General features: G+C 68.1%; 11 protein-coding genes, 1 tRNA gene and 1 pseudogene. 7 read left to right on the plus strand and 6 right to left on the minus strand.

What is annotated here, in order from left to right; translation table 11 throughout:
• The first annotated feature begins 211 nt into the window (after positions 1 to 211).
• Positions 212 to 2119 (plus strand): DUF4209 domain-containing protein, encoded by a 1908-nt coding sequence (locus D8Y23_RS14335; protein WP_164878257.1) that lies wholly within the window; start codon positions 212 to 214, stop codon positions 2117 to 2119.
• Between the two features lie 598 nt (positions 2120 to 2717).
• A complete protein-coding gene (locus tag D8Y23_RS14340; protein WP_164878258.1) occupies positions 2718 to 3245 on the plus strand; it encodes a hypothetical protein in 528 nt (175 codons plus the stop codon).
• 401 nt (positions 3246 to 3646) lie between these two features.
• Here D8Y23_RS14340 and D8Y23_RS14345 read toward each other — a convergent pair.
• Positions 3647 to 3731 (minus strand) — tRNA-Ser (locus D8Y23_RS14345).
• Between the two features lie 136 nt (positions 3732 to 3867).
• Here D8Y23_RS14345 and D8Y23_RS14350 point away from each other — a divergent pair.
• Together D8Y23_RS14350 and D8Y23_RS14355 are read left to right on the plus strand one after the other, a co-directional pair.
• Complete coding sequence (locus D8Y23_RS14350; protein WP_128218775.1) at positions 3868 to 5865, plus strand: DUF4012 domain-containing protein; 1998 nt, start codon at positions 3868 to 3870, stop codon at positions 5863 to 5865.
• Between the two features lie 74 nt (positions 5866 to 5939).
• Positions 5940 to 7199 carry a DUF2254 domain-containing protein gene (locus D8Y23_RS14355; protein WP_128218776.1) on the plus strand — a complete coding sequence of 420 codons (1260 nt, stop codon included), beginning with the start codon at positions 5940 to 5942 and terminating at the stop codon, positions 7197 to 7199.
• Between the two features lie 15 nt (positions 7200 to 7214).
• Here the strand turns inward: D8Y23_RS14355 and D8Y23_RS14360 are convergent, their stop codons facing one another.
• From D8Y23_RS14360 to D8Y23_RS14370, 3 genes are all read right to left on the minus strand, one after another.
• Positions 7215 to 8114 carry an HAD family hydrolase gene (locus tag D8Y23_RS14360; RefSeq protein ID WP_240663910.1) on the minus strand — a complete coding sequence of 300 codons (900 nt, stop codon included), beginning with the start codon at positions 8112 to 8114 and terminating at the stop codon, positions 7215 to 7217.
• Positions 8111 to 9379 carry a serine--tRNA ligase gene (gene serS, locus D8Y23_RS14365; RefSeq protein WP_128218777.1) on the minus strand — a complete coding sequence of 423 codons (1269 nt, stop codon included), beginning with the start codon at positions 9377 to 9379 and terminating at the stop codon, positions 8111 to 8113. The genes D8Y23_RS14360 and serS overlap by 4 nt, the downstream gene beginning before the upstream one ends.
• Positions 9380 to 9455: 76 nt before the next feature.
• Entirely contained in the window at positions 9456 to 10595 is a 1140-nt protein-coding gene (locus tag D8Y23_RS14370) for a hypothetical protein (RefSeq protein WP_128218778.1), read from the minus strand.
• Between the two features lie 127 nt (positions 10596 to 10722).
• On the opposite strand from D8Y23_RS14370, the gene D8Y23_RS14375 reads away from it, so the two are divergent.
• On the plus strand, positions 10723 to 12015 hold the full coding sequence (locus tag D8Y23_RS14375) for a diacylglycerol kinase family protein (RefSeq protein ID WP_128218779.1): 1293 nt from the start codon (positions 10723 to 10725) through the stop codon (positions 12013 to 12015).
• Positions 12016 to 12223: 208 nt separating this feature from the next.
• Positions 12224 to 13594: a cryptochrome/photolyase family protein gene (locus D8Y23_RS14380; RefSeq protein WP_128218780.1), complete on the plus strand. Its 1371-nt coding sequence runs from the start codon at positions 12224 to 12226 to the stop codon at positions 13592 to 13594.
• Between the two features lie 56 nt (positions 13595 to 13650).
• Here the strand turns inward: D8Y23_RS14380 and D8Y23_RS14385 are convergent, their stop codons facing one another.
• Positions 13651 to 14088 carry an Asp23/Gls24 family envelope stress response protein gene (locus D8Y23_RS14385; protein ID WP_128218781.1) on the minus strand — a complete coding sequence of 146 codons (438 nt, stop codon included), beginning with the start codon at positions 14086 to 14088 and terminating at the stop codon, positions 13651 to 13653.
• A gap of 123 nt (positions 14089 to 14211) precedes the next feature.
• On the minus strand, positions 14212 to 14469 hold the full coding sequence (locus D8Y23_RS14390; protein ID WP_240663911.1) for a hypothetical protein: 258 nt from the start codon (positions 14467 to 14469) through the stop codon (positions 14212 to 14214).
• Between the two features lie 126 nt (positions 14470 to 14595).
• On the opposite strand from D8Y23_RS14390, the pseudogene D8Y23_RS17165 reads away from it, so the two are divergent.
• Positions 14596 to 14708: pseudogene (locus D8Y23_RS17165) on the plus strand (LLM class flavin-dependent oxidoreductase); the annotation flags it as partial.

Below are 14708 nucleotides of genomic sequence, written 5' to 3' on the forward strand. Positions count from 1 at the left end.
CCCCTGCGGGGCCCGCTTCCGTCGTTGCGGAACCTGCGCGATGGCTTTCGAACCCCACGTGGGAGACGCAGCGGCTGCTGAACTGGATCGAAGGCCGAACCGTGCGCTGAGCCCAGCGGAGGGCGCCCAAGCGGATGGGCGTCCGCCGGAGCAGAGGGCAGCAGCGACTGAGGTGCATCGAGTGTCGGTAGCGAACGCTAGCGTGCTAGATATGACCGACGCCGGTGACGCTGATGACGAATTCGCAGATCGATGGCTGACAGCACTGCGCGACTTGGAAGGCTCCGATGTTTTCCGAGTGACTCCTGCTGATGACGAAGACCGGCTTCCTTCCTTATGGGCTCGGCTCCGCGAAGCGCAAGACGCCGAAGGCTCCGTCGACGCTGCGGAGTTGGCGAGCTTACTTAGCCAGGTGGCGTCTCTTAGCCCGCGTCCCGATGACTGGCTCTCACCGTACGAGCCGATGGTGACCCTCGTCGAGGGCCGCACCGCGTTGCCGAGCGACCTCTCAGATGAGCAAATGAACATACTTGTGGCCGTCGCGGATGCCCTACCCGACGCCTTGCTCCGCGCGCGGGTGTACGACGTCCTTGCTATCCAAGCTCCGGCGGGCGCCGACCGCATGCGTTGGTACCAGGCCGAAATGGACGCGGTCATCGAAGCAACTCTCGGGGGCGAGAGATGGCATCGAGACCGCAAAACATGGGATCGAGCGCTCCTAGTGGGTCGCCGCGGAGGAAAAGCGATGGCACCCCGTCTCGACGGGCTAGCGCGGGCGCTAATCGATCACACCCTGACCGCGAATCTCTCTGACGCCCCCGGTTCATCCGCAGATCTGCTCGACAAGCACAGTCTTGCGCGTGATCGGGCGGACGAGCTGGCGAAGCGGATGCGCGATCTAGCCGCGTCGGCAGAGCTGGAGGCCGCGCGTGGATATCGCGACCGCGCTGCGCGATGGCATGAAGTTGCCGGACACATCGATGAGGCGTCGATGGACCGTCTGGCTATCGTTAACAGTCTGATCTCAGAAGCCGAGAGTCTCGACGCTAGCGCCGAGAGCGACACGCATCCACGATCGGCCTACTTGTATGAGCGGGCGATGAAGGCGCTCCGGATGATCCCTCGAAAACGACGCGAAGCGCTCGGCGTGTCCGAGTTGACCCAGGACCTCGCCAAGCGCATACGAGCGGCTGGAGCGGCCACACTCGCAACTATGGGGGTGGTCGAGTCCGAGTCCGTAGACCTGTCAGAAGTGCGAGACCACAGCGTCAAGGCAGTGAGCGGGAAAGAACCTCTTCGAGCGCTACTAGCCTTCGTCAACCTCGCATCCTTCACTTCGTTGTCTGACGAACGGGCCCGGGCCGAGGCACTTATAGCGGAACACCCGCTGCAATCCCTCTTCTCGAATGTGCATTATTCCAACGATGGGCGCGTCATTCACCGATCGAACGGGCAGGGTGGGGAGCCGATCTATGGTGAGGACCCAGCGACCTGGCGACAGATGATCCAGGCCTACGAATTCAAGGTCGCTCTGACCGTCCAGGGATCTCTAGCTCCGGCGTGGTTGGCGCTCACAAACGAGCACCGCTTGATGATCGGGGACTTCGTCAGCATCATGCACGCAAGCTCGATCATCCCTGCCGACCGCGAACGGCTTTTTGCGCAGGCGCTTTACTACGGATACGACGGCGACTTCCTCACCGCCGCGCAGTTGCTCGCCCCGCAGATCGAGAACATCGTGCGACTGCACTTACGAAATGCTGGGCAGCCGACCAGCACGCTGGACCGAGGCGTCGAGCAGGAGATTGGCCTGTCCGCCCTGATGGGCCGCGAGGCTGTGACCGAGATTTTTGGTGAAGACATCGTGTTCGAGATACGGGCACTGTTCTGCGGTCCGATCGGGCCGAACCTGCGCAACGAGTTTGCGCACGGCTTGGTAAACGACGCATGGGCTGGCTCGGCATACGCGTTCTACTGCTGGTGGTTCGTTCTGCGCCTAGCGTTTATTCCGTTCTGGAACCGGATACACGACGCACGAACCGCCGACAGCCACGAGCCCGCGGAACGTGACAGACCGCCAGCCAGCGAGGATGAGACAGAGAGCGATCCAGGGCTCTGACGTCCTCTTACACCTTGCCGGGGAGCATCAGCCCTCCAGCGAGTGCGCCCATCCGGTAGTGGAGAAGCCTGTTCCCACGAACAACCAAAGATGCGTGAGCCGCGCAGTAGCGCGAGGATCCGGCACCGGATCTCCTTTGGACCCCCGGGCGCACTCCATAGGAAGAATGGCACGCCGTTTGAATGGGTCAGCAACGCGGATACATTTCTCCGCACCCGCCCTTAACAAGCTTGGCCACGTTCTCGTATCGGACGGGCGTCCGTTGCGCGCCTTCGACCCAATCAGCCAATCCCACCGGGTATCAGTTCCGCCGCCTCCGGCGGCTGAGACGAGCACCTCCATGTCCCCCGTTTTCAGCCAGACGCCGGCGTTCACAAGCCGCCTGCCTTCGTGGGAGACCTTCAGATATCACTGCGGCGACAGAGTGGCGTCATGCAGTTGAAGAGTTCTGAGTAGCTGAGCCAAGGCGCGGCAGTGCCGCGAGATGTCCTCCCGCGAGTGCCGTGTGCCTTCTAACCGAAGTTCCCTGAGCGGCTGCGACACCGTCGTCGGCGGCGCGCATTATCCTGAGTTCATGTTCTGGCGGCGGAAGGGTGATGTGAGCATCGATGCCTTGCCGGATCGCGTGCGCTTGCTAAGCACCGAGCTTGACAATATTCGCGCGGCGTCACTCGAGCGCACGAAGCTGTTGAACACCAAGGCTTCGTTTGTGGTGGTCGCTGCTGGGCTCATCGGCAGCACCAGTTCGGCGGGAGTACGCGACTCTGGATCTGCGTTGCTATGGCTTATACCGTTCGGGCTGACATTCCTGACCGTACTGACCTGCACAATCACGCTCTGGCCAAAGAAGCTCCGAGTTGCTGGCGCCGAAGGACTGGTCGGCGAGCTGAAGGTTAGCGAGACCTCGCGGGACGAGGCAGAGGATTTCATCCTTCAGATCAAGGTCGAAGAAGTGAAGAGTCGAGACGAGCAGTATAGAGTTGGCGCCCGCTGGGTCAAAATCGCCTTCGTCCTGCTACTCCTCAGCCTCGTAGCCGTCGTAGCGGTCGCCACAACCGACGCGCTGGTTACTTCTTCCTCGCATTCATACGCGCCTTCACAAATACCGTCGGGAGGATCTGAATGACATCCAAGCCCACCTCTAAGCCGGGGGACGACAAGCCGAAACCGTCGCACAACAAGCCGGACATCAATAACGCGATGCTTCACCTGTCTCACTCTGGCGACGACGAAACAGGGGAGAGCTGATCGTGGCCACCGAGAAGGGGAAGCCGGCTCCGACACCGCCTGCGAAGCCCAACATCGAGAAGGTACTCAAGACCGTGCGCGAGGAGCAGAGAACCAAGCCCGGGGAGTCCCCTAGACGCGGCTGATTTCAGCCGAATCCCCTCGATCGGACCGCGCTCTGTGTGGCGTCCCGATCGTCTGATTGCGGGGACAACGGGCACCGGTCGCCCCCCCCCCCCCCCCCCCCNAGCCGGTCATAACGACGGAAGCGGACCCCTGCGGGGCCCGCTTCCGTCGTTGCGGAGGGTGTGGGATTCGAACCCACGGGACATCTCTGCCCACTGGTTTTCAAGACCAGGTCCATCGGCCGCTCGGACAACCCTCCCGATCGTGCGAGTCTACCCAGCCGCACCTCGCCCCGCGGCGAGGGCCCCAGCGCACACGCGCCCCGGGGCTCGTGGGTCCGTCGACGTTCACGACGCCGTGAGGGGACTGTCACCTCGCTCGGTTAGCATCTGCCCGTGACTTTGGGGACAGAGCTGGCCGAGGGCACCCCGACCCGGGCCAGCAGACGCGCCGCGGCGGCCCGACCCGGCGCCACCGGCCTGACGCGCAGACAGCCCCTCGCCCGGCACGCGGCGTCGGAGACGACGGCGCAGCAGTGGCTTCGCCGCGGCGCGGTCGCGACCGCTCTCGTCGGCGGCCCTCTCACGGTGATCGTCTTCGCCGCCCTCATCGCCGCCGGAGCCTTCGCGTGGCAGGCGCTGCAGGTGCGCGACGATCTGGAGGGCGCTCTGGACCAGGGGAAGTCGATGGTCCGTGCCGCGGCCAGCGGCGACTTCGACGGCATCCAACGATCCGGTGCCGACATCGTGGATCGCGCGCAGCGCGCGCACGACACCACCCACGGCCCGCTCTGGGACCTCGCGGCCGACATCCCCGCCATCCGCAACAACGTGCTCGCGGTGCGCGCCGTCACCGAGATCGCCCAGACGATCACCTCGCAGTCACTCCCGCCGATGATGACGATGATGGCCGCGTCGGACGACGGCGATGCCACCGCCGGCGCCGGCGGCATCAACCTGAAGCCGTTCCTCAACGCCGGCGCGGTCATACCCACGGTGCTGACCTCCTTCGACGAGGCATCCGCGATCGCCTCGTCCATGGACCGCACCGATGTGCTCCCCCAGATCTCGGCCCCCGTCGACCAGGTCGTGCAGCTCATCGACCAGGCGACCCCGGTGCTTCAGACGGTCGACGCCCACCTGCCCGAGCTGCTGCGGGCGGCCGGTGCCGAGCGACCGATGCTCTACCAGCTCATGATCCAGACGCCGGCGGAGATCCGCGCCACCGGCGGCGGCATCGCCCAGTGGCTGGTGCTCGAGGTCGACAACGGCCGAGTCGACATGCTCAGCCAGGACACCGGCGTGGATCTGATGTACTTCGATCTTCCCGCGCGCGGGTTCGACACGCAGAACGGTTCGCTCATCCGCCTTCCGAGCGCCACGAGGGCGCTCTACCCGTCGGAGTTCGTGAGCTGGTCGTCGAACTTCAACATGACCCCGCACTTCCCGACCACCGTGGAGCTGTTCCAGGCCACACGGGAGATGACCGAGAAGCCCCCCTTCGACGGAGCCATCTCGATCGATCCCATCGTGCTCGCCAATCTCCTCGAGGCGACCGGACCGCTGACGCTGGCCTCGGGCGAGATCGTCGACGCCGGCAACGCGGCGTCCGTCCTGATGAGCGAGCCCTACGAACGCTTCGGCATGGACAACGCGGCCATGGACGCGTACTTCAACCAGGTCAGTGCCGGCATGTTCGCCAAACTCACCGGCCGCGACTGGGACATCGGCGCCATGTGGGGCCAGATCGTCCGCAGCGCCGAACAGGGCCGCGTCTACGCGTGGTTCGAGGACGCGGGTCTCCAGGGTCTCGCCCACCAGTACGGTCTCGACGGCACGTTGCGCGAGGACACGACGGAGGCCACGCAGCTCGGCATCTACTTCAACGATTACTCGATCGGCAAGCTCGAGTACCACCTGAATTATTCGCAGTACGCGACCTGCAACGCCGACGACCGGACGATCACCGTGACGATGGACCTCCACAGCACCATCACCGAGGACATCAAGAGCGGCTACACCCTGGGCCTGCGCAACATCGAACGCGGGATCGATCTGCGCACGATGATGCTCGATGTCCTGTTCTTCGCCCCGCCCGGCGCCGAGATCCTCTCCGTCGACCCCGAGGAGGGCGATCGGTGGGATTCGACGTACCACGACCGCTCGGGCTTCGACCACTCGAACCCGGCCGAGAGCAGAACGATGCTCCTGGAGAAGGGCGAGTCGCGAACGGTGTCGTACACGGTGCAGCTGCCGGAGGGAGACCTCGGTCCGCTGGAGTTGCGCCACACGCCGGGCGCGCACGACACCCCCGTCACGATCGACGCGAACTGCGCACCGCTGTTCCGCAGCCCCGAGGGTTCGGACAACATCCGGCTCTCGAAGATCGGCTGACCGCGTTCGCGACCCCGATCGCGGCGTTCGGCAAGCGCCCGCTCCCGCCCGCACGCGGCGGCTAGCGTCGGAGCATGGCACGAACGAACCACGGGTCGCTGGCATCCTTCTTCCTCCGTCTGGGCAGGCAGGTGTGGGTGCGCGCCGCACTGTTCACCGTGATCGGCATCGCCATCGCCCTGATCGCGGGGTTCGTCGGCCCGTTGCTGCCCTTCAGCGTCACGATCGATCTCGGACAGAACGCCGTCGACTCGCTGCTGCAGATCATCGCCACGGCCATGCTCACCGTCAGCACCTTCTCGGTGACGGCGATGGTCACGGCCTTCTCGTCCGCGACGACCACGGCCACGCCCCGCTCGACGCCGCTGCTCATCGCCGACACGACATCGCAGAGTGCCGTGTCGACGTTCGTCGGCGCGTTCACCTACTCGCTCGTGGGCATCGTCGCCCTCTCCACGGGCTACTACACGGAGCAGGGCCGGACGATCCTGTTCATCGGCACGCTCGTAGTCATCGGCATCGTCGTGTTCACGCTGCTGCGCTGGATCTCCCACCTCGCCACGTTCGGACGGATGGCGGATGTCATCGACCGGGTCGAAGAGGCGGCGACCTCCTCGCTCGTCGCGCACGCGACCTCGCCGACCCTCGGTGCGCGCCTTCTCGATTCGATCCCCGCGGGGTCCCGCCCCGTCCACGCCGAGACGGTCGGGTACGTCACCCACGTGGACGTCTCCGCTCTCGACCGGGTCGCCCGGCGTCACGACTTGCGCGTCTACGTCGACGCCGGACCCGGCCGCGTCGCTGACGCCCGCGTTCCCCTCGCCCACGTCGGCGGCCGATTCGACGACGACGTCGCCGACGCCGTCCGCGCGACCTTCCGCCTCGAGAACCACCGCACGTTCGAGCAGGATCCCCGCTTCGGGGTCATCGCGCTCACCGAGATCGGGAGCCGCGCGCTCTCCCCGTCGACGAACGATCCCGGAACCGCCATCGAGGTGATCGCCGCGCTCCAGCGGGTGCTGACGCGCGCGGTGCTGACGAATCCGGATCACGAGGTGACGTACGAGCGCGTCTTCATCGCGCCGTCTCGCCTCACGGATCTCGTGGCGGATGCCTTCCGCCCGCTGGCGCGTGACGGTGCCGGCCACATCGAGGTGCAGGTCCGCCTGCAGAAGTGCGTGGCCGCGCTCGCGGCATCCGCTCCTCAGCACGCGGACGTCTTCCGAGACGTCGGCTCCGCCGCCTATGCCCGCTCTCGACGCGCCCTCGACCGCACCGACGTGCGCACCCTGCGGGCCGCGATGCGGGAGGCGTGGAGCGGGGCCGCCCGCTAGCCTCCACCGCGCTCTCTACAGCGCGCGGAGCACCGCTGCCACGCCACCCTCAGTCACGGGGAGACCGACCTCTCCCGCGGCGGCGTGCACCTCGGGCGGGCCCTGCTGCATCGCGATCGCGCGGCCGCCGCGCGAGGCGGCCCACTGCATCATCTCGATGTCGTTGCGTCCGTCCCCCATCACGAGCACGTTCTCGGGAGGGATGCCGAGCCACCCGCGCACCCGTTCGAGGGCGGTGGACTTGTCGACACCGTGCGGAGCGATGTCGAGCCAGGCCGTCCAGCCGATCGCGTACGACACCTGGCTGAGCCCGATGCGTTCGACGAGCTGCAGGAAGTCCTTGTCGGTCTTCTCGGGCGCCACGACGACCACACGGCACACGCGCTGGTGCGAGAGCTCGGCGAACGAGACCCGGTTGGCACCCTGCAGGTTCCAGTCGTCGAGGTAGTCGGTGAACAGGCGCTGCCCGTCGGGCAGTTCCACGAGGAAGTGCGCGTCGCCGAGATGCTCGCCGAGGAGCGTCAGAACCTCGGTCGGGTCGAACGTCTCGACGTGCGCGCGCTCGTAGTCGGTGGCATCCGGCCCGCCGGTCCGGCGCATCACGATGGCGCCGTTCGAGCACACCGCGTACTCGGGATGGATGCCGAGGCGCGCCATGACCGGGTGCGTGCTGTCCCAGCTGCGGCCGGTGGCGAGCATGACCTCGTGCCCGGCGTCGTGCGCGTGGCGCACGGCATCCACGATTCCCGGACTGAGCGACTCGTCCTCGAGGAGGACGGTGCCGTCGATGTCGAGCGCGATGAGCATGCGGCCGACCGGGGCGGTGCGCGCGATGTCGTCGACGACCTCGGCCGCCTCCTGTTGCGGTTCCGCGTCGACGTCGCCGATACGGGGCAGGGCGGCTTCGTCGGTCACGCGATGGGCTCCATGACCTCGAGTCCGCCCAGGTACGGTCGCAGCACCTCGGGCACCGTCACCGACCCGTCGGAACGTTGATGCGTCTCGAGCAGGGCGACGATCCACCGCGTGGTGGCGAGCGTGCCGTTCAGGGTCGCGACCGGCTGGGTCTTACCGCCGTCCGAGGGTCGGAACCGCGTGTCGAGGCGCCGCGCCTGGTACGTGGTGCAGTTCGACGTGCTGGTGAGCTCGCGGTAGGCGTCCTGCGTGGGCACCCAGGCCTCGATGTCGAACTTGCGCGCCGCGCTCGAGCCGAGGTCGCCCGCGGCGACGTCGATCACGCGGTACGCCAGCCCGAGGTCCTGCAGCATGCCCTCCTGCATCGCGACGAGGCGGTCGTGCTCGGCCTCGGCGTCCGCCGGGTCGGTGTAGACGAACATCTCGAGCTTGTTGAACTGGTGCACGCGGATGATGCCGCGGGTGTCCTTGCCGTAGGAGCCCGCCTCGCTGCGATAGCACGTGGACCACCCGGCGTAGCGCTTGGCGCCGCGTTCGAGGTCGAGGATCTCGTCCATGTGGTACCCGGCGAGGGGCACCTCGCTGGTGCCGACGAGGTACAGGTCTTCTTTGGGCAGGTGGTAGACCTCGGCGGCGTGCTGACCGAGGAACCCGGTGCCGCGCATGACCTCGGGACGCACGAGCGTCGGCGGGATCATCGGCGTGAACCCGGCCTGCAGCGCCCGGTCGAGCGCGAGGGTCATGAGCGCGAGCTCGAGGCGCGCGCCGATGCCGGTGAGGAAGTAGAAGCGGCTGCCCGAGACCTTCGTGCCGCGCTCCATGTCGATCGCACCGAGCTTCTCGCCCAGGGCCAGGTGGTCGAGCGGCTCGAAGTCGAACGTCGGGACCTCGCCGTGTGTGCGGAGGGTCACGAAGTCCGCTTCGCCACCGGCGGGGACGCCGTCGAGCACGATGTTCTCGATCTTCGACAGGGCCTCCTCGGCCGCCTCTTCGGCGATGGTCACCGCGTGCTGAGCGGCCTTGACCTTCTCGCTGAGCTCTTTGGCCTCGGCCACGAGAGCGGGCTTGTCGTCCTTGGGGGCCTGCGCGACCTTCTTGCCGTGCGCGTTCTGCGCCGCGCGGAGTTCTTCGAACTCGGTGATGCGCGCGCGGCGCTCGCGGTCGGCGGCGATCGCCGCGTCGACGGAGTCGGCCGACTCCCCGCGCGCGATCTGGGAGCGCTTCACCAGTTCGGGATCTTCACGCAGCAGAGTCAGGTCGATCACGCGTCCATCCTACGGTCGGGGCGAGAGGCGCTCCCGCGCCGATGAGAAGCCGGACCGCCGCGCGGCATCGGGCACGTCACGATCCGGATGCCGTCGGGTCGAGGGCCTTCGTCACCGCCAGCACGTCGGCGAACTGCGCGTCGATCGCGGCACGACGGGCCGCGGCATCCGCGACCAGGGCCTCCACCGTGACCGCACGCGCCTCGAGCTCCGCGTGGCGCGCGTCGAGATCCGTCAACCGCGCGGCGAGCGCCTCCTCCCACGTTCCGCTGTGGCTCGTACCGTCCGAGCTCTGCCAGTCCTGCCTCCACCGTCCGCGTTCGACCGGGTCCATCGCGTTGTACCGGTCTGCATCGGTCTGGTAACTCGCACGGTCCAGCTCGTAGCCCTGGCGGTCGGCGTCGAGCTGGGCGCGTTGGGTCACGGCATCCGTCTCCGCCTCGGTGAGCTGCGCGACGGCGTTGTCGTAGTCGGCGATGAAGCCGTCGACCGCCGCGGTCACGCGGTGCCCGACGCCGACGAGGGCCGCACGGTCGGTGAAGAACCGTGCGTACACCGCCTCCAGCGCGGGATCGAAGCCGCCTTCGACCCAGACCTGAGACCCCAGATAGGCGAAAAGCTCCGTGTCCCGCAGCTCCTCGTGGTCGCCGACCGACCACTCGATCTGCTGGTGCACCGGGTCGTCGGCGGGGACGCGCTCGATGGCGGCGTGCAACTGATCTTTGACGCGCCACACCTCGCCCGATCCGAGACGATCGAACGCGGCGTGCAGGAGTTCGTGCGCGAGCGTCGTCACGGCCGCGTCGGCGACGCGCGCGTCGGTGGGGACGAAGACGACGATGCCCGCCCCGCTGTAGCACCCCGCCACGGCGTGATCGTCGGCGGTGTCCTCCCTCTCGCACGAGCTCCGGAGGTCGTCCCCCGCGGCCGATCGGGCACCGACCTCGGTGAGGATCTCCCGGCCGTGGTCGGTGAGGAACGCGCGATCGGCCACCGCCGCGATGTCGGCGGGCAGGGTCTTCGGACCGACCAGCGCACCGACCTGCGCGATCAGAGCACGGTCGGCACCGGTACCTATGACGATGCCCGCGGTGAGGGCGAGAACGGTGCACACGACCAGCGCGGTGATCCATGCCCGTCTGCGCCGACGCTCGCGCTCGAGAGCGGCGAACGGGCCTCGATCGGACAGACGCGGCTGCTGCTCGAACAGGGTCATGCGCGAACGGTAGAGCCTGCGGGAGAACGCCGCAGGGCGGCGTCCTGAACAGTGCCCGCCCATCTCTCGCGGTCAACCCCCGACCGCCGAGCAGGGAGCGCGCGTCGGCGGTCCTATGGTGGATGCCATGGCCGCCCCCCACGAACCGCGCGACGACGCGGAAGCCCCCCACACCGAGGAACCCGCCTCCCCCGAAGCCGAGCAGGATCGGGCCGCGTCGGAGGGCTCGCCTCAGGACTTCCACTCGGCGACGTTGCGGGGCGAGGACGACGACGACACCGTGTCCGACAACCCCGACCCCAAGAGCGCCGCCGAGCCGGACGACGTCATCCGCGAGCCGGGCGATGTGGAACCCGACACGTCGGACGGCGAGTCCGGTGAGGCCGTGCGCGTCTCGCACGACGGCGACGACGCACCGATGGATGCCGAGCCGACGACGAAGAAGCGCGCCGCCCTGGTCTACAACCCCACGAAGGTCGACCCCGAGGCGCTGCGCGCACGTGTGAGCGAGGTGGCCGCCGAGGCCGGGTGGGCCGAACCGCTGTTCTACGAGACCACCGTCGACGATCTCGGCGACGACGCGACGCGCGCCGCCCTCGAGGAGGACGTGGATGCCGTGCTCGTCGCCGGCGGCGACGGCACCGTCCGCGCCGTGGCCGAGGCCCTGACCTCGACCGGCATCCCGCTCACCATCGTGCCGAGCGGCACGGGCAACCTCCTCGCCCGCAACCTGAACCTTCCGCTCGACGACACGGACGCGATGATCCGCGCCACGTTCGAGGGCAAGGTGCACCCCACCGACACCGGGATCGCCCGGATCCGTCGCGCCGACGGCACCGTCGAGGAGCACGGCTTCGTCGTGATGGCGGGAATGGGCCTGGATGCCGCCATGATCCAGAACACCCGCCCCGAGCTGAAGAAGTCGGTCGGCTGGGTCGCCTACGTCGACGGCGCCGCCCGGTCGCTCGTGAATGCCAAGCCGTTCCGCGTCATGTATCAGCTCGACGGTCACGGGCATCGCCTCCACTCGGCGAAGGTGCAGAGCGTGCTGTTCGCCAACTGCGGCGCTCTGCCGGGTGGCGTGGCCTTGATTCCGGATGCCTCGATCGCCGACGGCGTGCTGGACGTCGCCGTCATCCAGCCCACCGGACCCTTCGGATGGCTCGGGGTGTGGCGGAGCATCTGGTGGGACAACACCGTCCTGCGACGCTTCCGCGCGGGCCGACGCGTGCTGGAGCGCCGCCGCGATTCGTCGGTGCGCTACCTCCGCGGCAGCGGCATCGAGCTGGCGACCGCCCCCGCACAGCCGATCGAGCTCGACGGCGACGATTTCGGCGAGGCGACCCGCATCTACACCCGCATCATCGAGGGCGGCCTCGCGGTCGCGCTGCCGGCGTCGCACGACACGTCGTCGCTGTAAGCCGCCGAGCGGGCCCTGCTCTGTCGGCGTGCCGCGGGCCGTGCGGCGAAAGCACACGTTCGGGTCGAACGCATACGTAACGCTCGGCCCGTGCGCATGCGTTCGAACCGAACGTGTGCGCTCGGGGCCACCGGCGGCGTCGGGCGCCGGCCACGCCGCGGCGTGTCAAGCCCGGCGGCGCGGAACGCCCGCTGGATAGCGTCGCTGCATGGGTTCTCCGTCTCTCGTGTGGTTCCGTGACGATCTGCGGCTGACCGACCACCCCGCCCTGCGCGCAGCGCTCGACCGCGGCGAACCCGTCATCGGGCTCTACGTGCTCGACGAGGAATCCGACGGTGTGCGCGAGATCGGCGGGGCGGCGCGGTGGTGGTTGCATCACTCGCTGGCATCCCTGTCCGAGCGACTGAGCGAGCGCGGCTCGACGCTCGTTCTCCGCCGCGGCCGCGCGGCCGACGTCGTGCCCGCGGTCGTCGAGGAGACGGGGGCGGGCGCGGTCTTCTGGAACCGGCGGTACGGCGGCGTGGAGCGCGAGATCGATGCAGGCCTCAAGGAGGAGCTGCGCGGCGATGACGTGACCGTCGCCTCGTTCGCGGCCAACCTGCTGTACGAACCCTGGACCGTGCGCACCGGTGCCGACACGCCGTACGGGGTGTATTCGCCGTTCCGCCGGGCGGTCGAACGGATGCCGGCACCCCGCGCCCCGCTTTCCGAAGCGCGCAAGATCCCGGGGCCGACCACAGCGCCCACGTCCGACGATCTCGGCGCGTGGAAGCTGCTGCCCACGAAGCCCGACTGGGCCGGGGGTCTTCGCGACACGTGGGAGCCCGGCGAACCCGCGGCCCTGGCGCGTCTGAACGAGTTCCTCGATGACGACCTGGGCGACTACGCCTTCTCGCGCGACGCGCTGGCCGGCGAGGCGACCTCGAATCTGTCGCCGCGGCTGCGGTGGGGCGAGATCAGCCCCTACCAGGTGTGGCACGCCACCGTCGAGCACCGCGGGTCGGGGAAGCACGCCGAATCCGCCACGGGGTTCCTGTCCGAGCTCATCTGGCGCGAGTTCGCGTGGCACGTGCTGTTCCACTCCCCCGACCTCGCGACGAAGAACTGGCGGCAGCAGTTCGACGCGTTCCCCTGGCCTCCCCTGAACCACGCCCACCTGGAGGCGTGGCAGCGGGGCGAGACCGGCATCGCGGTCGTGGATGCCGGGATGAAGCAGCTCTGGGAGACCGGGGTCATGCACAACCGCGTGCGCATGGTCACGGCATCCTTCCTCACCAAGAACCTGCTCATCGACTGGCGCCGCGGCGAGCAGTGGTTCTGGGACTGTCTCGTCGACGCGGATGCCGCGAGCAACCCGTTCAACTGGCAGTGGGTCGCGGGATCGGGGGCGGATGCCGCGCCCTACTTCCGCGTTTTCAACCCCGAGACGCAGCGCGAGAAGTTCGATCGGCACGGCGAGTACATCCGGCGATGGGCGCCGGAGCACCTCGACGGTGGAGCGCCCGAGCCGATGGTCGATCTGAAGGAGACGCGCCAGCGCGCGCTCGACGCCTACGACAAGGTGCGGCACGGCGGCTGACCCTGCGCACGCGAAAGGGGCGCCACCCGAAGGTGGCGCCCCTTGTCACGGGAACGTCAGTTGACGCGGGTCTCCACGACCTCGTCCTCGTCGTCGTCACCGGGGATGAAGACATCCACGACGGTGACATTGATCTCGGCGACCTTCATGCCGACGAGCTCGGTGATGGCCTGGTGCACCGCGGCGCGGACGTTCGAGGCCACGCGCTGCAGCTGCTCGGGGTAGTCGACCTGGATCGCGATGTCGGCGGCGACCTCGGTCTCGCCGACCTCGACGCTCACGCCCTGGGCGTAGTCCTTGGATCCCACGGCCTGGCGGATGTTGCCGATCACGCGGGCGGCTCCCCCGCCGAGGGCGTGCACGCCGGGGACCTCGGCCGCGGCGATGCCGGCGACCTTGGCGACGACGGCATCCACGATGACGGTCGAGCCGCCGTCGTTCGTGGCCGCCGTGCGGGGGGCGGGGGTGGTGGTGGCGGTGGTGTTCTCAGCCATTGCGCTTCCTTCCGTGATCTGCGAAACCCTGTGTTCCGCGAAGTCACAGTGGAGACGCTCGCCGACCGGCATTCGTCACGCGATCACGGCTGAGAGAACCCTGAGCGTCCGGTGACGCCCGCGTCACTCGTCGAAGCCGCCGTACGGGACGTCGGGGTCGCCGTCGTCGCGCTCGTCGTAGGAGACGGTCTCGACCGAGAACGCCACCGAGGTGTGGGGGGAGAACAGGACGCTCACCTCTCGGTTGCCGACGACGACGAAGGATTCGAACCGCCCACCGCGCCCGACGGCATCCTCGATCCTCTTCTTCAGCGCCTCGATGTCTTGGCCCTGAGCCAGCGCGAACACCGCGTCGTTCACTGCCATCTGCGTACGGATCATGGTTTTGCCCCCAGACATGGCGGCGACGTTAGGTCGGTTCGAGTCCGGACCCGGAGGGGGTTGCGGTTCTGACCGATCCGGAATACCGCCGCCTCACCACCGGTTGATGTGGAGGTGAACGATGCGATCCCCTCCCTCTCCGTTCTCGACCTGGTCCCCGTGCGCGCGGGTCAGAGCAGCGCTCAGGCTGTCGCCTCCTCGCTCGACCTCGTCGAGCGCGCCGACCGGCTCGGCTACCG

It is taken from the genome of Microbacterium enclense, assembly GCF_004022425.1.
In the GTDB taxonomy this organism is placed as follows: Bacteria; Actinomycetota; Actinomycetes; order Actinomycetales; family Microbacteriaceae; genus Microbacterium; species Microbacterium enclense_A.